Source organism: Gordonia oryzae (assembly GCF_003797185.1).
GTDB classification, from domain to species: domain Bacteria; phylum Actinomycetota; class Actinomycetes; order Mycobacteriales; family Mycobacteriaceae; genus Gordonia; species Gordonia oryzae.
The window spans coordinates 342,419-363,018 of sequence record NZ_RKMH01000003.1 but is presented as its reverse complement, the minus strand read 5'-3'; the positions used below and the strand labels follow the sequence as shown (position 1 = coordinate 363,018).

The window sequence follows — 20,600 nt, the reverse complement described above, 5'->3', positions numbered from 1 at the left end:
TCCTCAAGTGCAACCAGGTTCGAGTCCTGGTGGGGGAGCCCAATACCGCCGACAGCGCTCTCTACTCAGCCGACAGCGCTCCATGAATTGCCGATAGCGCCGAAACCTGTCCGCGCCGACAGCTCGCCGTCAGCGCCGAACTCCGCCGCCGTTCGGTCACCGACAGATGTCGGTCGGCGAGGTGTTGCTGCCGAAGTTGAGTTTGCGGTACGCCCGAACGCCGTTGCATGTGCCGATGTCGGAGGCCACCAGCGTGTATCGCGAGCCGGGGCCGGTCGTGGAGCAACCGATTCCCGTGCCGAACGCAACGTCGTTGCCCCAACCCTGCCACGTGATCTGAACGATGGAGTTCGAGCAGGAGCCCAGGGAAATCGAGCTGGGTTGGGCTGTGCCATAACCAGTTTCATTCTCCGACCCAGCTGCGCCGAGCACCACAGTCGATGCTGCCTGGGTCGAAGTCGGTGCCGCCGTCTGAGCGCTCGCCCACGACTGTGGCCCGATCCCGATCGCCGATTCCTCGGTGACCATCACTCCGTTCTGGATCACCTGGAAGCCGGTGCCGGTGATCACATAGCGGGCGCTGTCGGCAACGTTGACAGCCGTATGGCCGGCGCCTTGGGGGTACACCTCGTAGACTTCGGTATCGGCGCCGTCGGCGATTCGGTAGCTGCGGTAATAGAGCCGGTTGATCTCACTGCGGCACACGACCAACGCGGACTTGGCGGTCCGCATGTACATCTCGGCACGGTCAGTGCCACGGCACCGCGCTTTGCCGTTGAACGCGGTGAAGCCCTGCGCATCGACGTCGGTCGCCGGGACGAGAGGCACAGTCGTCGGCACCGTGGTGGTTGGTGGTGCTCCAGTCGAATGCGCGGACGTCACCGACAGTGGGGAGCCGCTGGGTGTCCCCGACGTCGTACAGCCGGTCAACGCCGCTGCCACCGCGCAGAGGATTACACCCGCGATCGCGAGTCTCTCATGGTCTCCCACCTGAGGCGATCGGTGTGTGGTCACCCATGAATAGCACGCGACCAGGCTGCCCACGGTGCGCATGTGGGCACCGGCATCGGTGATCCACCCGATCGCATGACACCCCTGGCGCGAATGGACTGCCCAAGCTGCTTCGCCCGATCCAGAACGCATGGTCGGTGAATGCTGAAACCGTTGACAATCCCCACGGATGTGAATACGTTGTGTTCCGTATCACCAACTATCTATATACATAGATAGTTCGCCCACGCGATGCAGCCCATCGCACGAAGGACACGCCATGACCGACCTCGGTCCCGCGGGAGCCACCGCGAAGAACATGCAGTTTCCGCTCAACGCCTGGTACGCAGCCGCCTGGGACCACGAGGTCGGCTCGACGCAGATCTTGGCCCGCACGATCGCGGGCAAACCGTTGGCGCTCTACCGCACGGATTCCGGACGCCCGGTCGCGTTGGCCGATGCGTGTTGGCACCGGCTGGCGCCGCTGTCGATGGGCAAGCGGATCGGAGCCGAGGAGATCCAATGCCCGTATCACGGACTGCAGTACAACGCCGCCGGTCGCTGCACGCGGATGCCCGCCCAGGAGACCATCAATCCGTCGGCGATGGTCGCGTCGTATCCGATCGAGGAGCGCCACCGGTACCTGTGGGTGTGGCCCGGTGACCCGACCCTGGCCGACCCGGCGACGATCCCGGACATGTTCCAGATGGATTCGCCGGAATGGGTCGGCGACGGTCTGACCATCGATGTGCGCGCCAATTTTCAACTCGTGGTGGACAATCTGATGGACCTCACGCACGAGGAGTTCGTCCATTCGTCCTCGATCGGTCAGGATGAACTCAGCGAATCCGAGTTCATCACCACCCACGACGAGAACACGGTCACCGTGACCCGGTGGATGCTCAACATCGACGCCCCGCCGTTCTGGCTGAAGAACATGCGCGACAAGTTCCCCGGATTCACTGGCAAGGTCGATCGTTGGCAGATCATCGAATTCCAGGCGCCGGGCACGATCCGCATCGACGTCGGAGTCGCCAAGGCGGGCACCGGCGCTCCGGAAGGCGATCGCAGTCAGGGTGTCAACGGATTCGTAATGAACACCATCAGCCCGGTCGACGAGCGCACCGCGATCTACTTCTGGGCCTTCATGCGCAACTATCGGCTTGACAGCCAACGCATCACCACCCAACTACGCGACGGCGTGCACGGTGTGTTCGGCGAGGATGAGGAGATGCTCACTGCGCAGCAGGCGGCCATCGAAGCCAACCCCGACCACGAGTTCTACAACCTCAACATCGACGCGGGCGGGATGTGGGCGCGTCGCATCGTAGCCCGGATGATCGAGCAGGAACGCGGCACCATCACCAACGTCGATGCGCTCACCGCCACCGTGGGGCCGCGACGATGACGGACAATCAGATCGCATGGTTTCGCGGCCGAGTGGTGTCGAATGTTCTTGCGGCCGAGGGCATTGCTCGGATCGAGATCGCCACCGACCGGCCCCGTCACGCGCCGCCCGGGGCGCACCTCGACATCCGGCTGCCCGACGGTGACACCCGCTCCTACTCGATCGTGCACGGCTCACGCGACGGAACGTCGGTGACGCTCGGCGTCCGGCGGTCACCGACCTCACGTGGCGGCTCGCAGTATATGCATGGCCTACGTGCCGGCGACGTGGTCGAGATCACCGCACCCCTGCAGAACTTTCCGTTGCGTGTCGGCGCGCAACGTTATCTGCTCCTCGCCGGCGGCATCGGGATCACCGCGATGGCGGGAATGGCCGCGGTGCTGGCCCGACTCGGTGCCGAATACGAGATCCATTACGTCGGCCGAAGCCGCCGGGTGATGGCTTTCCTCGACGAGCTACAGGTGCTCCATGGCGACCGGATCACGGTGTACGTCAATGACGAAGGCGCTCATCTCGACGTCGCCGACATCGTCGACAATCTCGACGAGAGCACCGAACTGTACATGTGCGGACCCATTCGACTCATGGACGACACCCGCCGCCGTTGGCTCGCCCGCCGACTCCCACTGGCGAACCTGCGGTACGAAACCTTCGGCAACAGTGGCTGGTTCGATCCCGAACCCTTCGAGGTCGCCATCCCGAGCCTCGACTTCCGAACCACCGTCGGTACCTCCGAGACCCTCCTCGGTGCCCTCGAGCGCGCCGGACTCGACGTCATGTCGGACTGCCGACGCGGCGAATGCGGCCTGTGCGAGTTATCGGTTGTCGAGGTGTCCGGCCGAATCGATCACCGCGACGTCTTCTACAGCGAGAAGCAGAAGACCGACGCACAACGATTGTGCGCGTGTGTATCCCGGGTCGTAGGTGGCGGATCGACGCCGATCCTCACCCTGGACAAGCCCTGAACGCCAGGGGCTGGCACCCCGTTGCCCACCACGACCGATGAAGAACAGTCATGTCTTCTGCGGCCCCGACACCTGACTCGGTCGTCCAACAACACCCCGTGAGATCCCGACACCGAATAGACCCGCAACAGCCCGCGGCGATCCCGCCGGAGACACCGCGACGTGCCTGACCATGTGCTGCGAGTCGGCCACTCACCCCGATCGTGTCCGGAAGAAGCGGCGTCGCCGACCCGGCGGCCACGCTAGGCTCGACCGGTGACCTCCGCAGACGATCGCATCCGCTCCGCGTCCCGCGACATCCAGGCCGACGCCGCAACGGTTTTCGGGTTGATCGCCGACCCCGCGCGGCAGCCGGACTGGGACGGCAACGACAACCTCGCCGAACTCGTCGACGGCACCCGCGTCCACGGCGTGGGCGACGTGTTCTCGATGCGGCTGACCAACGGACAGGTTCGCGAGAACCGGATTGTCGAATTCGACGACAACCGACTCATCGCATGGAAGCCCAACGAACCGGGCAAGCCGAGCCCGGGCCACCTGTGGCGGTGGGAAATCGAGCCGATCGACGACGAGTCGGTGCGGGTGACCCATACCTACGACTGGACCGAACTCGACGACCCGGTACGCATGGAGCGTGCCCGGGCGACGACGCCGGATCGGCTACGGGCGTCGATTGATCGGCTCGCCGCGCTCGTCGAGTGATTGCGGTGATGCAGTGCCCGTGAAGCGGGCACACATCGCCGGTAGCGGGCGCGCTCAATGATCAGTGCGATAGTCGCCATCAGCAATTGAACATCACGGATAGGTGTGGCAGTCTGGCATCGTGGGCGGGGAGGGGCCCCACCCAGGGGAGGATGTCATGGCTGCTCGACGGACGATGGTGCGCACGCTCTCGGGAATCGGTATCGGAGTGATGCTCTCGGCGGGAGCCGCCCTCGCCGCCGGAACCGGCCAGGCCGATGCCGCTCCGAATATCCACTGCGCCGGTCAGTTATGCCACAACTACGGTGATCAGATCGGTATCGGGTTCGGGACCTATCAGTGCCCCAACGGAATCCAGTATCCGTCGTTCGCGGTGGTGCCGCCGTTTGGCACCGCGGCGGTGTATCCGGCCAATTGTGGCGGCGTGAAGTCGCTCTACTGACATACCCGCGGCTGAGGAAAGGCCCCGTCAGGCCAGTGCCACCAGCAGTGCCACGACGATCACGATGATGGCGAGGAAGACTGCCGCACCCACGATCACGGCCACGCGGGTGCCGGTACTCTGTTGCGGTGGTACCTGAGCCTGGGATGGCGGATGCGCAACCGGCTGCGGCCCAACCGGAAAGCCCAGATGTGGGACTTCCATTTGTGGTGCGCCGGACGCGCCGGCCACCGGCGGGATGTAGGTGACCGGCGGTAGTTGTCGGCCCATGGTGACGTGCGGGTTCACTGCCGCCGAGGGGGCCGCCAGGGCGCCGACCCCTCCGACGCCCGCCGGTGGATTCGGCATCGACGGTGCGGAGGGTATCGACGGTGCCGCTACGATCCGTCCCTCCAGGGCGTCGGCGGCGGCTTGCGCCAGTTCGCCCGCGGTGACGAACCGTTCGGCGGGATTCTTGGCCATCCCGCGTGCGACGACGGCGTCGAAGGGGCTGTGCAGCATCGGCGGCGGTGTGTTGAGGTGCGCGGCGACGAGAACTTGGAGGTCGCCGGCGCCGAAAGGTGCCGAGCCGGTGAGACATTCGACGAGAACACAGGTCAGCGCGTAGATGTCGGTGGCGGGGGTGGCGATGTTGCCCGCACCGAAGCGTTCGGGTGCCATGTAGGCGAACGATCCGACTGCTGCGCCGGTGTCGGTGAGCCGTGGATCGGTGGTGGTCTGGGCCAATCCGAAATCGACGAGGTAGGCGAAATCGTTGCTGTCGATGAGGATGTTGTCGGGTTTGACGTCGCGGTGCACGAGTCCGGCGGCATGCGCGGTGTCGAGGGCATGTGCGATCTGCTCGATGATCGACACGGTGCGATCGGGTGTCAGTGGGCCCGTCCCCAGGCGCTTGCGCAGATCGCCACCGCCGGCCACGATTCGCATGTCCAGGAACAGGAATCCGTCGATCTCGCCCCAGTCGTGGATGGGGATCACGTGGGGATCGCTCAATTGCGCAGCCATCCGCGATTCGCGTAGGAACCGCTCGCGGAACAACGCATCGCCGGCAAACTGCGGAGACAGCAACTTCAATGCCACGGTGCGCCCGCGACGGGAGTCGCGGGCCTCGTAGACCTCGCCCATGGCGCCACGGCCCAGTAACCGTTGCAGGGTGTAGTCACCCAGAACGGAGCCGCTGCGGTCGGCGGGGTCGTGCATGCTGCGGTAGTCCTCCTGCTCGCCCGGGCGTCGAGCGGATTCGTTCCGGCGGGACGTCTTCTCGCGGTACGCTACCCGCTCGGTGTCGTGGCCGCGGGCAGGACTCGCGCAGCCAGCGTCCCAACCGCCGTTGCGGGTCTGTGGGGCGGTTCCCCGATCGACTCCTAACTCGGAGGGCGCCAACATTATTCGGCGAGACCGGTCGAACGCTCCGGCCGAATCCATGTGGGGAGGGCGGGGTCGGTCATACGGACGGCCCGGCCACCCCTGGCGGGGGGACCGGGCCGGGTGTGGACGGTGGCCATCGAGCTGCAGTGGCTCGACACGCTCCCCCGCTAGTGGGCGGCCACGATGACCTCGTCACCCTCGGTCACCGGCAGCGGTCCGCTGCGGATGACGACCGCGGTGATCAGTGCGCCGAGCACGAACACGCCGGCCGCCACCCAGAAGGCCACGGTGTAGGAGTGCACGGCGGCCATCATCTTGAGCTGATCGAGGCTTGTTGCGTGAGCGGCATTCGACGTCGCGTAGGAGGCTGCGGCACTGGAGGCGATGGTGCTCAGCAGGGCTGTCCCCACCGAACCGCCGACCTGCTGCATGGTGTTGACCGTGGCCGACGCGACGCCCGCGTCTTCGGGTGAGACCCCCGAAATCGCGCCCTGCATGGCCGGCGCCATCGAGGCGCCAAGGCCGACGCCCATGATCAGCAAGCCGGGCAGGATGTTGGCCGCATAGGTGCTCGAGTCGTCGAGCTGGGTGAGGAACACCATACCGACGGCTGCGATCGACAAACCGATGGTCATCAACCAGCGCGGGCCGAAGCGGGGCAGCAGCACCGCGGTCGAGGTCGTCGCGGTGACGATGAGGGCGCCGATCATCGGCAGGAAGGCCAGACCGGTGCGGACCGGGCTGAACTGCAGGTTCCGCTGCAGGTAGTAGGTCAGGAACAGGAAGATGCCGAACATCCCGATACCGACGATGAACACCGCAAGGTAGGAGCCGCCGCGAGTGCGGTCGAGGATCACGCGCAGGGGGAGCAGGGCGTGCGGGGTGCGTGACTGCAGCCACACGAACAGGGTCAGCAGGGCGGCGCCGGCCACCAGCCAGGTGATGGTCGCCCAGTCGTTCCAGCCGTTGGTTTCGGCATTGGAGAAGCCGTAGACGATGGAGAACAGGGCGGCCGATACTGTGAGGACGCCGGGGAGATCCAGCTGGGGCCGGACCTCGGCCCGATGCGGACCGATGAACAGGACGGCACCGACCAGTGCGATCGCGGCGATCACCAGATTGACGTAGAGGCACCAGCGCCAGTCGGCCCACTCGGTGAGCATCCCGCCGAGCAGCAGACCCAGGGCGCCACCGCCACCGGCGATCGCTCCGAAGATGCCGAATGCCTTGCCGCGCTCGGACGGATCGGTGAACGTCGTGCTGAGCAGCGACAGAGCGGCCGGGGCCAACAGTGCGCCGAAGACACCCTGACCGGCACGTGCGGCGACCAACATGTCGAAGTTGACCGCGGCACCGCCCACCGCCGACATCGCCGCGAATCCGATGAGGCCGATGATGAAGGTGGTCCGCCTGCCCAGCAGGTCCGAGAGGCGGCCGCCGAGGAGCAACAGGCTGCCGAAGGCGAGGGCATAGGCGGTGACGATCCACTGCCGGTCGGCGTCGCCGAAGTGCAGGGCGGTTTGCGCGTGCGGCAGGGCGATGTTGACGATGGTGGCGTCGAGCACGACCATCAGCTGGGCGAGGCCGAGCACGCCGAGAATGACCCACCGCAGGCGATGGTGCCGATCGGCTGCCGACTCGGCGGGAACCGAGAGTTCGCCGTCGTGAGACTTCTCGAGAGTTGTTGTCATAAGGACTCCCTGTGGACTAGGTGGAGGACGCGCCTCCGGTTACCTAGGTGTCAACGGCGCTCAACTGGAGGCGATTCCTCCGTTTGCTAATCTGTGACGATGACCACTGCATCTGCGTCGGATACATCCGCCTCGTCGGGAAAGCCGCTTCGCGCGGACGCCGAACGCAACCGGCTGAGGATCATCTCCGCGGCACGTGCGCTCTTCGCCGAGCGTGGCCTCGACGTGTCGCTCGACGACGTCGCCGAGGCCGCCGGCGTCGGGGTGGGCACCGTGTATCGACGGTTCGCTCATCGCGACGACCTGGTGTTCGGCGTTTTCCTGGAACACCTCAAATCGGTGGTTGTTCGCATCGGTGAGGCGATCGACGAGGATGACCCGTGGAATGCCGTGGTGGGGTTGATGACCTGGATGTGTCAGGAGATGGCCGGGGATCGGGGACTGGCCGCGATCATCATGACGGTCGATCACAGTAACCCTGAGATCGAAGCACTCAAGGCGTCCCTGGCCGAGCGCATCGAGAGGGTCTTCGACAGGGCGATGTCCGCGGGTGTGCTGCGACCCGACTTGGCTGTCACCGACTTTTTTGCACTATTCACGATGCTCAAGGGTGTCGCCGAGGTCACCGAGTCCTACGCGCCCGGCTCCTGGCGTCGATACCTCGATCTGCTTCTCGACGCCGTCAGCGCCGAACCGTCCCGCGCGCCGCTGGGTGCGCCACCCATGTCCGCGGAGCAGATCCTTGAGATGCAAAAGGCGCACAAGGCCGGACGGTGAGGGCTCAGCCGATCAGGTGATGAGTTTCTCGCTCTTGAGCCATTCGTAGGCGACGTCGGACGGATCCTGGCCGTCGATGTCGACGCGGCCATTGAGTTCCTGCATGAGTTCGTCGGCCAGACGCTCCGAGATCGTGGCCATCAGCGGCGCGATCTCCGGATGCGCCTTCAGGACGGATTCGCGAACCACCACGGTTCCGCTGTAGGGCAGGAAGTACTTCTTGTCGTCGACGAGAACTTTGAGGTCGAGATTCTTGATGCGGCCGTCGGTGGTGTACACCATGCCGAAATTGCACGGTGAACTCGTGGCGGTGGAGGTGTAGACCACGCCCGAATCCATCTGCGTGACGTTGCCCGATGGCACTCCGTTGGGCGCGTTGTACGGCATGTCGTAGGTCTTGAGCATGGGTAGGAATCCGTCTGGGCGCGAGAAGAACTCGTCGTTGACACAGAAGGTGCGCTGATCGGCGGGCAGGCGGGCGATGTCCGACATCGTGGTGACGTTGAGCCGCTTGGCCGTCGACGACGACGCCGCGAACGCGTACGTGTCGTTGAAATTCGCGGGCGGCAACCACACCAGATGGTTCTGGGCGAGTTCGACGTCGTGGACTTGCTGCCACAACTGCTGGGGATCGGGGATGACCTTGGTCTCGTGCAGGTAGGTCACCCACGCCGTACCTGTGTACTCCCACGCCAGATCCGCTGCGCCGTTGAGCATCGCCTGGCGGCTCGAGGCCGACCCGGGTGCGTTGGTGAGGTCGGTGACCTCGGCGCCGGCCGCCGCGAGGTAGGTGGCGGCGATCTTGCCCAGCAGGATGCTCTCGGTGAAGTTCTTGGACGTGACCGTGATCTCGGCCCCGGCGAGTGGCGTCTTGCCGTCGGGCAGTGCGGACTTGTGAAAGGTGCCCGACGAGCTGACCAACCCGCATCCGGCGATCACCAGGACGCTGACGGCAAGTATCAGCACCGCCGACAGCGGGCGGCGTCCGGGGCGGTTCGAACGAATCAGGGTCGACATCAGATCCCTCGCGGTGTGGCCACCAGCTCGACGAGCCGGCCGAGCCAATCGATGGTCAGGGCCAGCAGACCCACCAGGATCGCCCCGGAGATCAGCAGTTTCGGCAAGAACAACGTGATGCCGGTGGTGATGAGTGTCCCCAGGCTGGTGGCGCCGATGAAGGTACTCAGGGTCGCGGTACCGACCAGGATGACCAGCGCCGTGCGCACACCGTTGAGGATCACCGGCACGGCCAGCGGCAGCTCGACGAGCACGAGCGTGCGGACCGCGGACATGCCGATGCCGCGCGCGGCCTCGATCGTGCGGCGGTCCACCTGTTGCAGACCGACGATGGTGTTCTGCAGGATCGGCAGGATCGCGTACACCACCAAACCGACCACCGCAGTGCGGAATCCGGTCCCGAGCCAGAAGGTGAACAGCACCAGCAGGCCCACCGCCGGGGCGGCCTGACCGATGTTGGCGATGTTCACCGCGATCGGGTTGAGCCAGCGCATCGACGGGCGGGTCAGCAGGATGCCCAGGGGGATCGCGATGACCACCACGATCACCGTCGCCACCAGGGTCAGTGTGATGTGGTCGAGGATCGTGGTCTGCAGGGTCGACCACGACAGCGCGGCGCTCTCGGTCTCGGTGAAGGTCGTGGACTGATACCAGATGATGTAGCCGGCGCCGATGACGACGATGAGCAGCGGCTCCAGCCACACGTCCATCGGGAACCGCCGAAACCGTTGCAGCGCCGAACTCATCGCACCGGGCCGCTCGGCCGCGATCCCGGTGGCGCCGGCCGCCTCGACGCTCGTCATGCGCCCGACGCCGTTCGCTCGCCGGCGTCTGCGCCGTCCTCACCGTCGTCATCGGCGGCGGCCACGATCGGTGTCTCGATGGGGCCGGTGCCGTCGGCGTGTTCGATGTAGGAGGTGTGCGACTCTTCCTCTCTGGCCTCGGCGAGCTGGGCCTGGATGATGTCCATGACCGATTTGATGCCCAGGGAGCCGATTACCGCGCCCCGTCGATCGGTCACCAGTGTTCCGCCCTGACTCGCGGCGAGCATCGTGTCAAGTGCGTCGTTGAGGGTCGACGAGGACGCCACCACCGGAAGTCGTTGGTCGACATAGTCCGACACGGTTTTCTTGCTCGCGAGTTCCTCCAGCGACGGCCACGCACGCGGGTGACCCGCCTGGTCGATGACGACCACCCATTGGTGGCCGGCTGCGCGGGCTCGGGTGAGGGCGTCGGCGGCCGGTTCGCCCACGTAAGCGATCGTCACCTCGTCGTGGGCGACGTCGCGGACCCGTGACAGCGTCAGATGAGCCAGTGTCGCACCGGATCCGATGAACTCCTCGACGAACGGCGTCGCCGGGTTGGCGAGGATCTCCTCGGGCGTGGCGTACTGCTCGACGTGGCCGCCCTGCGACAGGATGAGCACCTTGTCGCCGAGTTTGGTGGCCTCCTCGAAATCGTGGGTGACGATCACGATCGTCTTGCCGAGTTCCTTCTGGATACCGATCAGGCTGTCCTGCAAGCGAACCCGGGTGATCGGATCGACCGCGCCGAACGGTTCGTCCATGAGTAGGACGGGCGGGTCGGCGGCGAGCGCGCGGGCCACACCGACGCGCTGCTGCTGACCGCCGGACATATCCTTGGGGAGTCGGTGGGCGAATGCGTCGGCGTCGAGGCCGACGAGATCGAGTAGGTACTCGGTGCGCTCGGCGATGCGTTCCTTGTTCCAGCCGAGCACTCGGGGAATCGCGCCGATGTTCTTGGCGACGTCCCAGTGCGGGAACAATCCGCCGGACTGGATGACGTATCCGATCGACTGCCGCAGCTTGTCGGGGTTCTCCTTGGTGACGTCGCGGCCACCGATAAAGATCCTGCCCTCGGTCGGTTCGATCAGCCGGTTGATCATCTTCAGGGTCGTCGTCTTGCCGCATCCGGACGGTCCGACGAACGCCACGATGTGCCCGGCGTCGATGTCGAGATCGAGGCGCTCCACAGCGGGTTTGTCCTGTCCCCGATATCTTTTGACGACACCCTCGAGGGTGATCGACGCGCCGGTGACGGTGCGGTCGGTGGCGGCCGCCGAGGCGGTGGCGTCGGCTGGCTGGGTCATTTCAGTCCCCTCGAGATGGTGAGTCGGCCGAGCAGAACGAGCAGGGCATCGAAGACCAGGGCGACGATGACGATGAGAATCGTTCCGGTGAGGGCCATTTCCAATGCGTTCGCGCCGCCGAGGCGCGAAAGTCCGCTGAAGATGAGCGATCCCAGGCCGGGACCGAGTACATAGGCGACGATCGCGGCGACACCGACGATCATCTGCGTCGACACCCGAATGCCGGTGAGGATCACCGGCCAGGCGATCGGCAGCTCGACGGTGAGCAGTATTCGCCACCGCGACAACCCGATTCCGCGCGCCGCTTCGACGACGCTGCCCGGTACCGAGCGCAGACCGACGACGGCATTGCCGATCACCGGCATCGTCGCGAAGAACGCGAGCATGAGGAACGACGGCACCACGCCGAGTCCGAAGGGCACGATCAGCAGTGCCAACAGGGCCAGCGACGGAATCGTCAGGGCCACGCGGCTCGATGTCAGCGTCAGCGCCGATGCCAGCGGCAATCGATACACGAGAACGGCGACGACGATCGCGATCACCGTTCCCACGAGGACGGTTTGACATGCCAGGGAGGCGTGCTGATACGTCAGGAACGTCAGAGTGCTTGCGTGCTGCGAGATGTAGTCCCAAAGGTGCACGTCCGACATCCCTTCACGCGCGTAGAGCACTTGCGCGGTAGACGCAATCGACTTTCGACCACCTTAGGGTGGAATGTGTGGCGCGGTGCGGCAATTCGCGCGCAAAGGTCCCACCCGGCCGTCGAATCGGCACGATAATGCCGTTGCTGACCTGCATAGATATCGATGAGGTCACAAAGATTCCCGGTGAGTCGATCGACGGTGTCGCAGCCGGGGCTTGCAGGTGTTGGGGCCTGTTCGGCGGATGTCGCGGGTTCCGTTGAGGTCGTAAGCTGGTCGGCATGGCAATCAGTCGTCCCACCGACAAATCCGACGAGGTCCAGCGTGCTCCGCGGGCCCGGATGACCGGTGCGCAGCGGCGGCTGCAACTCATCGAGGTGGCGCGAGGATTGTTCGCCGAGCGTGGTTTCGAGGCGACGTCCATCGAGGAGATCGCGCAGCGCGCCGGGGTGTCCAAACCGATCGTGTACGAGCATTTCGGCGGCAAGGAGGGGCTGTATGCCGTCGTCGTGGACCGGGAGATGGAGACGCTCCTGGAGATGGTCACCTCGTCACTGAGCAAGAACCGGTCGCTGTATCGCATCCAGCAGGTGGCGCTGGCGCTGTTGACCTACATGGAGGAACGCACCGACGGCTTCCGGATCCTGGTACGCGGTGACTCCACCAACAGCAGCGAGACGGCCACGTATTCGAGTCTGCTCAACGACGCCATCAGCCAGGTGGAGCACATCCTGGCCGGCGACTTCGAGCGGCGTGGTTTCGAGCCGACGCTCGCGCCCCTCTATGCGCAGGCGCTCGTCGGCATGGTCTCGGTGACCGCACAGTGGTGGCTCGACGTGCGCGAGCCGTCGAAAGAGGTGGTCGCCGCCCATCTGGTGAACTTGTGCTGGAACGGGCTGACCCGCCTGGATTCGCATCCCGAACTCGTCGGGCCCGACTACGTCGAACCCGACCACCGCGCGCCCGAGTCGGACTGAGGACCGCGAGGTTCGCTAGGTCAGCACGACGCTGCGTTTGGCCAGTCCCATCCAGAAGCCGTCGATCGCCTCGTCGGGCCGCTGTTCGGGATCGTCGCCCGCACCGAGTGCGACGAACAGTGGGGCGAAATGCTCGATGGTGGGGTGCGCGTAGGGCATCCCCGGGGCCCGGCGCCGAAAATCGATGAGCGACTCCACATCCCCGGCGGCGAAACACTCGTGCGCCCAGGCGTCGAACTCGGCCGACCACGTCGGCGCCGCCGCGTCGGGCCGCCGATCGGTCAGGTACGGCAGCCCATGTGTGGTGAACCCGGAGCCGATGACGAGCACGCCCTCGTCACGTAGCGGGGCCAGTCGCCTGCCGAGCGCCAGCAACGCCTCCGGGTCGAGCGTCGGCAGTGACACCTGGAGGACGGGGATCTGCGCGTCGGGATACATCACGGTCAACGGAACGTAGGCGCCGTGATCGAGGCGTCGGCGGGCGTCGTGGGCGACCGGGGTGCCGTCGGGCATCAGTGCCTCGACCCGGGCGGCGAGGTCAGGGGCGCCCGGCGAGTGGTAGGTGGTGCGGTAGAAGCGTTCGTCGAATCCCCAGAAGTCGTAGGTCAGCGGCGTGCGCGAGTCGGTGGAGCCGATCGTCAGCGGCGCGGCCTCCCAATGCGCCGACACGACGAGGATCGCGCGTGGTCGGGGGAGTCGCGCGGCCAGCGTGCGCAACTGCTGCACCCACAGTGCGCTGTCGACGAGTGGCGGGGCGCCGTGGCTCAAGAACAGGACGGGCGTGCGCAATGGTGCCTCTGACATGGTCATACGATACGAAACAGAACCGCAGTCCGTTTCATTTCGCAGCGGTCCGCCCGTGCGACGGTGGCCTCCGGCCCACGACCTACAATCGCACGAGTGTCCTCTTCACCTGCCCTCGCCGGGCTCGCCGCGGTCACCTGCTCGGACGCATCGCTGTCCGCCCTGCGCGAGAAGGGCGACACCCCCCGTCTCGACATCACCGGGCCCGACGCGGTGAGACCCTTCGTGGTGGCCGCGCTCGCGCACGGCACCGCGCCGCTGCTGGTGGTCTCGGCCAACGGTCGCGAGGCCGACGACCTGACCGCCGAACTGGCCGAACTCCTCGACGATCCCGACGAGGTCACGCAGTTCCCGTCGTGGGAGACCCTGCCCCACGAGCGTCTGTCGCCGAGCGCCGACACAGTCGGTCGCCGTCTCGCGGTGCTGCATCGACTCGCCGAGCCGGGAAAGACGCCGCTACGGGTGATCGTGACGACGGTGCGCTCGCTGGTCCAGCCGATGGCGCCGGGTCTCGGTGAGGTCCGCACCATCACGCTGCGCGAGAACATCGAGATCGATGTCGACAAGCTGCTCGCCGACCTCGTCGAGATGGCTTACGAGCGCGTCGACATGGTCGGTCGTCGGGGTGAGTTCGCGGTCCGTGGAGGCATCCTCGACATATTTCCGACGACTGCGGATTATCCGGTCCGAGTGGAGTTCTGGGGCGACGAGATCACCGAGATGCGGGCGTTCTCGGTGGCTGATCAGCGCAGCCAGCCCGAGGTCGACGCCTCGGTGGTACGGATCCACCCGTGCCGTGAACTCGTGCTGACCGATCAGGTGCGCAAGCGGGCTGCCGATCTCGCCGCCGAACATTGCGCAGATAAGGCGTTGTCGGAGATGCTGACCAAACTGTCCGAGGGCATTCCGGTGGAGGGGATGGAGGCCCTCATCCCGGCGCTGGTCGACGGACGGATGCAGTTGCTCACCGAGGTACTGCCCGACCGGTCACGGGTGTTGATCCTCGATCCGGAGAAGGTCCGGACCCGCGCCGCCGACCTCGCCGCGACCGGTGCGGAGTTCCTCGAGGCGTCCTGGAACGCCGCCGCACTCGGTGCGTCGGCTCCGGTCGACACCCGCGGTTCGGCCGGAATCGACTTGCAGGCCAGTGCGTATCGGCCGCTCGACGAGGTTCTCGGCGCCACGGTCGAGGCCGGGCGGTCCTGGTGGACGATCAGTCCGCTGTCGTCGGGTTTCGACGCCGAATTCGACCTCGACCTCACCCCGGGGCCTACTCCGCACGGCAACGACGACGAGATCGCGCAGACGTTCGCGATGCTCCGCGCGCATGTCGCCACCGGTAAGCCCGCGGCAATCGTGGTGGCGGGCAAGGGAACCGCCACCCGGATCGCCGAACGACTCTCGGCCGCCGAGGTTCCGCACGTGCTCGCCGATGCCGGTGCGGCACCGGTCGCGGGGGAGGTGAGCGTCTACTGCGGCACCCTGCGGCGCGGCGTGATCGCGCCGTCGGCCGGACTGGTGATCGTCACCGAGAGCGACCTGACCGGGGCGCGGGTCGCGGCCGTGCGTGACGGGCGACGGCTCCCGGCCAAGCGGCGCAACCAGGTTGATCCGCTTGCGCTGACTGCCGGTGATCTCGTCGTGCACGACCAGCATGGCATCGGCAAGTTCGTCGAGATGATCGAACGCACGGTCTCGGGCGCGCGGCGGGAGTACCTCGTGCTCGAATATGCGGCGGGTAAACGCGGGCAACCCGGCGACCGGCTCTACGTGCCGATGGATGCCCTCGACCAGCTCTCCCGCTATGTCGGCGGTGAGCAACCGTCCCTGTCGAAACTCGGCGGGTCGGATTGGCAGAACACCAAACGCAAGGCGCGCAAGGCGGTTCGAGAGATCGCCGGTGAGCTGGTACAACTGTACGCCGCCCGCCACGCAGCCCCCGGCTACGCCTTCAGTCCCGACACGCCGTGGCAGCGTGAGATGGAGGACGCCTTCGACTTCACCGAGACCGTCGACCAGATGACGGTGATCGGCGAGGTCAAGGACGACATGGAAAAGCCGGTCCCGATGGATCGCGTCATCGTCGGTGACGTCGGCTATGGCAAGACCGAGATCGCGGTGCGCGCTGCGTTCAAGGCCGTCCAGGACGGCAAGCAGGTTGCCGTGCTGGTCCCGACAACCATTTTGGCGCAACAACACCTACAGACCTTCACCGAGCGGATGGCCGGGTTCCCGGTGCGCGTGCGTGGCCTGTCACGCTTCACCGACGCCAGGGAGTCCAAGGAGATCATCGAGCAGATGGCGCAGGGTTCGGTCGACGTCGTCATCGGCACCCATCGGCTGCTGCAGACCGGGATCGTCTGGAAGGACCTCGGTCTGGTGATCGTCGACGAGGAGCAGCGGTTCGGCGTCGAGCACAAGGAACACATCAAATCGCTGCGCACCCACGTCGACGTGCTGACCATGTCGGCGACGCCGATCCCGCGCACCCTGGAGATGTCGATGGCAGGCATCCGCGAGATGTCGACGATCCTCACTCCGCCCGAGGAACGCCACCCGGTGCTGACCTACGTCGGCGCCTACGCGCGCAAGCAGGTTGCCGCAGCGATTCGACGAGAACTGTTGCGCGACGGGCAGATTTTCTACGTCCACAACCGGGTTTCGACCATCGACAAGACCGCCAAAGACATCGCCGACATGGTGCCCGAGGCGCGGGTGGTGGTTGCACACGGACAGATGAACGAGGATCAGCTCGAGCGCACCGTGTCGGGTTTCTGGAACCGCGAATACGACGTGCTGGTGTGTACCACCATCATCGAGACCGGACTCGACATCTCCAACGCGAACACCCTGATCGTCGACCGCGCCGAGAATCTCGGCCTGTCGCAGCTGCATCAGCTGCGCGGGCGCGTCGGTCGCAGTCGTGAACGCGGATACGCCTATCTGCTTTACAGTCCCGAGAAACCGCTCACCGAGACGGCCTACGACCGCCTGGCAACCATCGCGCAGAACAACGAGCTCGGCGCCGGAATGGCGGTAGCGCTCAAGGATCTTGAGCTGCGCGGGGCCGGAAACGTCCTCGGCGCAGAGCAATCCGGTCACGTCGCGGGTGTCGGTTTCGATCTGTACGTCCGTCTGGTCGGCGAGGCGGTGGAGGCTTATCGGGCCGCGGCCGACGGCACTCCGGTCACCACCGAGGAATCGTCGGAGGTGCGCATTGATCTGCCGGTTGACGCCCACATCCCGGTCGAATACGTCGACTCCGATCGCTTGCGGCTCGAGGCGTATCGCAAACTTGCCTCGGCCACCGCCGACGAGGAGGTCTCCGCGGTGCTCGCGGAGTTGCTCGACCGCTATGGCGAACCGCCGGAGGAAACGCGGCGTCTCGCGGCGATCGCGAAACTCCGTCTGCGGTGCCGAGAACGGGGTGTCGCCGAGATCGGCGCGGTTGGCACCAACGTCAAGATCTCGCCGCTGCATCTGCTCGACAGCGAACAAGTCCGTCTCAAGCGGTTGTATTCGGCGGCGTCCTACCGCGCCACCACCTCGGTCGTGACCATGCCGATCCCGCGCACCGGTGGGGTCGGGTCCGCGCGCCTACGGGACAACGAGCTTATCGACTATCTGACGACGTTCCTGACGCAGCTCAAACCCACGCCGGCCGCCTAGCGTTGGGGCACGGGGTGTGCCCTCGGACCGATGTTCTCCGGTGCGCGAACTGTTCCGCTGGGAACTGCGCGCGCGACGCGACGACCGCGGTGGAACTCGACGTGTGGATCTCGTCCCACAACACGGAGCGCCGACGATTCGGCCGAGGCATGCGGTAGCGAATAGGCTATTGATCATCGGCAAAAGTGTGGGACATTCATGGGGCCGGATGACTGCGGGGACGGTACTGATCGAGCGGCTACCTCGGCGGGCGCAAACCACTGTCGCCGTCCTGCGAGACCCGCTCGGTGACGTCCCACGATGTTGCTTGTGCAGCGTTTACCGTTGTGATGTTGTCGGTGAGTTGCCGCGATGTTGTTCCCTACCGTGTGCTGTTGTCGCAGCCCGCAGACGAAAGGCGCCTGGAAATGACGGTGGTCCTGCTCGATCCGCTCCGCCCGGACATGATCCCCGTACGCGCCCGCGCCCACCTGTCCGGCACCATCTACGTCACCGAGGATGTCCCGACCACCGTGTTGTGGGGCCTCGATCACTTTGAGCCGGTGTTCACCGAGGACGAGATTGCCGGGACCCTGCTGTCCACCGATCGACACCATCCACTCGTGGTCGCGCGAATCGCGCAGGGAGACGAGGTCATCGCCGCGACGATCCCAAGCGGCAGTGACCTACTGCCCGCAGTCGCGCTGATGGACACCTTGCGCCGCAATGGTCCGTGGGAGAGTCAACAGACCCATGCCTCGTTGCGACGCTATCTTCTCGAGGAAGCATACGAACTCCTCGACGCCATCGACGCGGGGGATCAGGCGAGTCTGCGGGAAGAGCTGGGAGACCTGTTGCTACAGGTGCTCTTTCATGCTCGGATCGCCGCCGATCATCCCACCGATCCTTTCGACATCGACACGGTGGCACGTAGTTTCACCGAGAAGGTCAGCGGCCGCACGCCCGGTGTGTTGTCCGGTGCCCATGCCGACCTCGAGACGCAGATCCGTGAGTGGGAGGAACGGAAGGCCGCGGAGAAGCACCGAGGATCGGTACTCGATGGGATCGCCACCACGGCGCCTGCGCTGGCGCTGACCCAGAAGGTCCTCGAACGGCTCACCGCCGCCGGATATCCGGAGGGGCGCATCGACCCGGCGGTACTCTCAGTGACCGTGACGATCGGTGACGACAGCGTCGAGGACGAGGCGCGGCGTCGCACTCTGGCGCTGATGTCACAAGTCCGTGCGGCAGAGGAACAAGCGGCTCGAGACGGTGTGACCCTTGACGGCCCGGACTCGTGGGAGGCGGTCCTCGACGGAACCGCAGGGGTCGACAGGACGGCCGTAGGAGAATCCGGTGATGCGGATGTGGCCGACCAAGAATCGCGCCACGAGGCCCCGGCGGAGAAGCGGACGGAGATCATCGACGAGGGGATCACCGACGAGGGGATCATCGACGAGGGGATCACCGACGAAGAGATCATCGACGTCGAGGTTGTCGATACGACCGCACCGCCGACGCACTGACTGCACGCGTACCGGCCGGCATCACCCGCGTTCGTCGCCGGTCATCGTGTGCATGATCGAGAAAGTCGCCTGGGTGCTCGACACACTGACCGTCCCGTCGGACGTCCGCGTGTCGTGTGGATGAAGCCCTTGTTCCGCAACGGGTAGAGCGCGCCTGCCGAATCGGGCCGCGCCAGACCTGCCATTGATCTATCAGAACGGTCTTTCGGTGATAACTCGGCGCCGGGTTGATGAGGTGCCGCCGACGATCTGGTGCCGCAGTGCCTTGAGAGATCTCCTGATCTCTCGGCGACACCGGCACCTGCGTTCGTGACGCCCTGCATGTACTACTTCGGTACTTGTCTACCGCGGTCGGAGCGGCGATGCGTTCTGAATCCGGCCGGCGATCAGCGGCGGATGAGCCCCTCAGGTTGGCGACGCCGTCGACGACTTCGTGCTCGCGCGTGGCGTGCGGTGTCGCGGTCCCGATCCTGCTGGCCGCGCTGGTGCCGCCGTTCACCACCGTCGAGTTGTTGCCTATCCTGGCCGTACTGCTTCTCGTGTCGATGCTTGCGTGATCGGCGGATCACGCAAGCATCTGCCTGCCACACTGGGATGAGCCGTGGCGAGGAGGATATCGAGAAGTGGATCTCACCATCGCGCACCTGCGCTACTTCCTCGCGGTGGCTGAGGAACTGCATTTCACGCGCGCCGCGCAGCGCCTGCACATCTCGGCACCCTCGTTGAGCCAGCAGATCCAGCAACTCGAACGCCGGAGCGGCGTCACACTGTTCCGCCGCACCTCACGGCAGGTCCAGCTCACCGCCGACGGCGCCGCCCTCGTCCCACTCGCCCGTGACGCCATCGCCGCGATGGACGCCGTGATCGCCTGGGCCGACAGTTCGGGCACCGCGTCGGTGTTGCGCATCGGGATCGCGGCGTCGAGCGAGATGAGCAACCGGCTGCTCGCGACGGCAGTGGAGCGACACCCGGACACGACCTGGCAGATCCACGGTTTGCCGCTCGCCGATGCACTGACTGCGCTGCGCTCGGGGGAGGTCGATGTCTCGTTGATGATCGCCGATCAGCAGCCCGCCGAGCCGGCAGATGTCGTGGTACGACCCCTGTGGTCCGAGGGTCGGGTGCTCGTCGTCAACGAGCGGCATCGACTCGCCGGGCGGGATGCGGTGACGCTGGCCGAGACCGACGACGAGACCTTCATCGGGATACGTGGTGGCGACGAACCGAAGAGTTGGTTCGTCGATCCGCGTCCGAGCGGCCGACATCTCGAGATCCTGCCGTTGGCAACGCATTTCGACGATGTACTACAGCTGTGTAGCGCCGGGGTGGGGGTCAACATCTGCGGGTCATCGGCCACGGTGACCCACGCGCGACCGGGGCTGCGGTACGTCCCGATCATCGACCTCGCGCCGGTCACGACGTACCTGTGTCACTTGCGTGCCAAGCCGAACGCCCTCGTCGAGGCTTTCGCCGCCATCGCCGAACAGGTCGCCGCCGACACACGATCATGAGGCCCAGCCTCATGATCGTGAGG

At 65.8% G+C, this 20,600-nt stretch carries 17 protein-coding genes; 9 read left to right on the top strand and 8 right to left on the bottom strand.

The annotated features are described in order from the left end of the window. Nucleotides 1-156: 156 nt before the first annotated feature. Entirely contained in the window at nt 157-942 is a 786-nt protein-coding gene (locus EF294_RS21940; protein WP_246007696.1) for a hypothetical protein, read from the bottom strand. Between the two features lie 328 nt (nt 943-1,270). Here EF294_RS21940 and EF294_RS05870 point away from each other — a divergent pair, with 328 nt between their 5' ends. The 4 genes from EF294_RS05870 (at nt 1,271) to EF294_RS05855 (ending at nt 4,507) form a co-directional block, all read left to right on the top strand. Continuing rightward, the gene (locus EF294_RS05870) at nt 1,271-2,398 is read left to right on the top strand and encodes an aromatic ring-hydroxylating dioxygenase subunit alpha (RefSeq protein WP_123926632.1); all 1,128 of its coding nucleotides are present in this window, start codon (nt 1,271-1,273) and stop codon (nt 2,396-2,398) included. Continuing rightward, entirely contained in the window at nt 2,395-3,363 is a 969-nt protein-coding gene (locus EF294_RS05865; protein WP_123926629.1) for a PDR/VanB family oxidoreductase, read from the top strand. The genes EF294_RS05870 and EF294_RS05865 overlap by 4 nt, the downstream gene beginning before the upstream one ends. Nucleotides 3,364-3,618: 255 nt before the next feature. Then, complete coding sequence (locus EF294_RS05860; protein ID WP_123926626.1) at nt 3,619-4,065, top strand: SRPBCC family protein; 447 nt, start codon at nt 3,619-3,621, stop codon at nt 4,063-4,065. Nucleotides 4,066-4,222: 157 nt separating this feature from the next. Beyond that, entirely contained in the window at nt 4,223-4,507 is a 285-nt protein-coding gene (locus EF294_RS05855) for a hypothetical protein (protein WP_123926623.1), read from the top strand. A gap of 27 nt (nt 4,508-4,534) precedes the next feature. On the opposite strand, the gene EF294_RS05850 is transcribed toward EF294_RS05855, so the two are convergent. After that, a complete protein-coding gene (locus EF294_RS05850; protein ID WP_123926620.1) occupies nt 4,535-5,707 on the bottom strand; it encodes a serine/threonine-protein kinase in 1,173 nt (390 codons plus the stop codon). Nucleotides 5,708-6,042: 335 nt separating this feature from the next. Beyond that, nucleotides 6,043-7,566 carry an MFS transporter gene (locus EF294_RS05845; protein ID WP_123926617.1) on the bottom strand — a complete coding sequence of 508 codons (1,524 nt, stop codon included), beginning with the start codon at nt 7,564-7,566 and terminating at the stop codon, nt 6,043-6,045. A gap of 99 nt (nt 7,567-7,665) precedes the next feature. Between EF294_RS05845 and EF294_RS05840 the strand changes: the two genes are divergently transcribed. Further along, nucleotides 7,666-8,343, top strand: a complete 678-nt coding sequence (locus EF294_RS05840; RefSeq protein WP_123926614.1) for a TetR/AcrR family transcriptional regulator — start codon at nt 7,666-7,668, stop codon at nt 8,341-8,343. Between the two features lie 12 nt (nt 8,344-8,355). Here EF294_RS05840 and EF294_RS05835 read toward each other — a convergent pair whose 3' ends face one another. The 4 genes from EF294_RS05835 to EF294_RS05820 are packed head-to-tail and all read right to left on the bottom strand — an operon-like array spanning nt 8,356 to nt 12,111. After that, the gene (locus EF294_RS05835) at nt 8,356-9,360 is read right to left on the bottom strand and encodes a glycine betaine ABC transporter substrate-binding protein (RefSeq protein ID WP_123926612.1); all 1,005 of its coding nucleotides are present in this window, start codon (nt 9,358-9,360) and stop codon (nt 8,356-8,358) included. Beyond that, complete coding sequence (locus tag EF294_RS05830; protein ID WP_123926609.1) at nt 9,360-10,163, bottom strand: ABC transporter permease; 804 nt, start codon at nt 10,161-10,163, stop codon at nt 9,360-9,362. The genes EF294_RS05835 and EF294_RS05830 overlap by 1 nt, the downstream gene beginning before the upstream one ends. Next, nucleotides 10,160-11,470 (bottom strand): ABC transporter ATP-binding protein, encoded by a 1,311-nt coding sequence (locus EF294_RS05825; protein ID WP_123926605.1) that lies wholly within the window; start codon nt 11,468-11,470, stop codon nt 10,160-10,162. Before EF294_RS05825 ends, EF294_RS05830 begins: the two co-directional genes overlap by 4 nt. Continuing rightward, nucleotides 11,467-12,111, bottom strand: a complete 645-nt coding sequence (locus tag EF294_RS05820; protein WP_123926602.1) for an ABC transporter permease — start codon at nt 12,109-12,111, stop codon at nt 11,467-11,469. The genes EF294_RS05825 and EF294_RS05820 overlap by 4 nt, the downstream gene beginning before the upstream one ends. Before the next feature lie 281 nt (nt 12,112-12,392). Here EF294_RS05820 and EF294_RS05815 point away from each other — a divergent pair, with 281 nt between their 5' ends. Continuing rightward, entirely contained in the window at nt 12,393-13,088 is a 696-nt protein-coding gene (locus tag EF294_RS05815; RefSeq protein ID WP_123926599.1) for a TetR/AcrR family transcriptional regulator, read from the top strand. Between the two features lie 15 nt (nt 13,089-13,103). Here the strand turns inward: EF294_RS05815 and EF294_RS05810 are convergent, their stop codons facing one another. Next, entirely contained in the window at nt 13,104-13,898 is a 795-nt protein-coding gene (locus EF294_RS05810; protein ID WP_123926596.1) for a dioxygenase family protein, read from the bottom strand. Nucleotides 13,899-13,988: 90 nt separating this feature from the next. Between EF294_RS05810 and mfd the strand changes: the two genes are divergently transcribed. The 3 genes from mfd to EF294_RS05790 all read left to right on the top strand — a co-directional run bounded on the left by mfd (nt 13,989) and on the right by EF294_RS05790 (nt 20,577). Beyond that, nucleotides 13,989-17,561 carry a transcription-repair coupling factor gene (mfd, locus tag EF294_RS05805; protein WP_123926593.1) on the top strand — a complete coding sequence of 1,191 codons (3,573 nt, stop codon included), beginning with the start codon at nt 13,989-13,991 and terminating at the stop codon, nt 17,559-17,561. A gap of 407 nt (nt 17,562-17,968) precedes the next feature. Then, nucleotides 17,969-19,066 carry a nucleoside triphosphate pyrophosphohydrolase gene (locus EF294_RS05800; RefSeq protein ID WP_123926756.1) on the top strand — a complete coding sequence of 366 codons (1,098 nt, stop codon included), beginning with the start codon at nt 17,969-17,971 and terminating at the stop codon, nt 19,064-19,066. A 623-nt stretch (nt 19,067-19,689) separates the two neighbouring features. Next, nucleotides 19,690-20,577 (top strand): LysR family transcriptional regulator, encoded by an 888-nt coding sequence (locus EF294_RS05790; protein ID WP_123926590.1) that lies wholly within the window; start codon nt 19,690-19,692, stop codon nt 20,575-20,577. Nucleotides 20,578-20,600: the final 23 nt, after the last annotated feature.

Excerpts from the sequence above, each read along its gene's own strand:
- EF294_RS05870 (WP_123926632.1), top strand. The coding sequence starts at position 1,271 with ATGACCGACCTCGGTCCCGCGGGAGCCACCGCGAAGAACATGCAGTTT.
- EF294_RS05865 (WP_123926629.1), top strand. The coding sequence starts at position 2,395 with ATGACGGACAATCAGATCGCATGGTTTCGCGGCCGAGTGGTGTCGAAT.
- EF294_RS05855 (WP_123926623.1), top strand. The coding sequence starts at position 4,223 with ATGGCTGCTCGACGGACGATGGTGCGCACGCTCTCGGGAATCGGTATC.
- EF294_RS05850 (WP_123926620.1), bottom strand. The coding sequence starts at position 5,707 with ATGCACGACCCCGCCGACCGCAGCGGCTCCGTTCTGGGTGACTACACC.
- EF294_RS05845 (WP_123926617.1), bottom strand. The coding sequence starts at position 7,566 with ATGACAACAACTCTCGAGAAGTCTCACGACGGCGAACTCTCGGTTCCC.
- EF294_RS05840 (WP_123926614.1), top strand. The coding sequence starts at position 7,666 with ATGACCACTGCATCTGCGTCGGATACATCCGCCTCGTCGGGAAAGCCG.
- EF294_RS05835 (WP_123926612.1), bottom strand. The coding sequence starts at position 9,360 with ATGTCGACCCTGATTCGTTCGAACCGCCCCGGACGCCGCCCGCTGTCG.
- EF294_RS05830 (WP_123926609.1), bottom strand. The coding sequence starts at position 10,163 with ATGACGAGCGTCGAGGCGGCCGGCGCCACCGGGATCGCGGCCGAGCGG.
- EF294_RS05825 (WP_123926605.1), bottom strand. The coding sequence starts at position 11,470 with ATGACCCAGCCAGCCGACGCCACCGCCTCGGCGGCCGCCACCGACCGC.
- EF294_RS05815 (WP_123926599.1), top strand. The coding sequence starts at position 12,393 with ATGGCAATCAGTCGTCCCACCGACAAATCCGACGAGGTCCAGCGTGCT.
- EF294_RS05810 (WP_123926596.1), bottom strand. The coding sequence starts at position 13,898 with ATGACCATGTCAGAGGCACCATTGCGCACGCCCGTCCTGTTCTTGAGC.
- EF294_RS05800 (WP_123926756.1), top strand. The coding sequence starts at position 17,969 with ATGACGGTGGTCCTGCTCGATCCGCTCCGCCCGGACATGATCCCCGTA.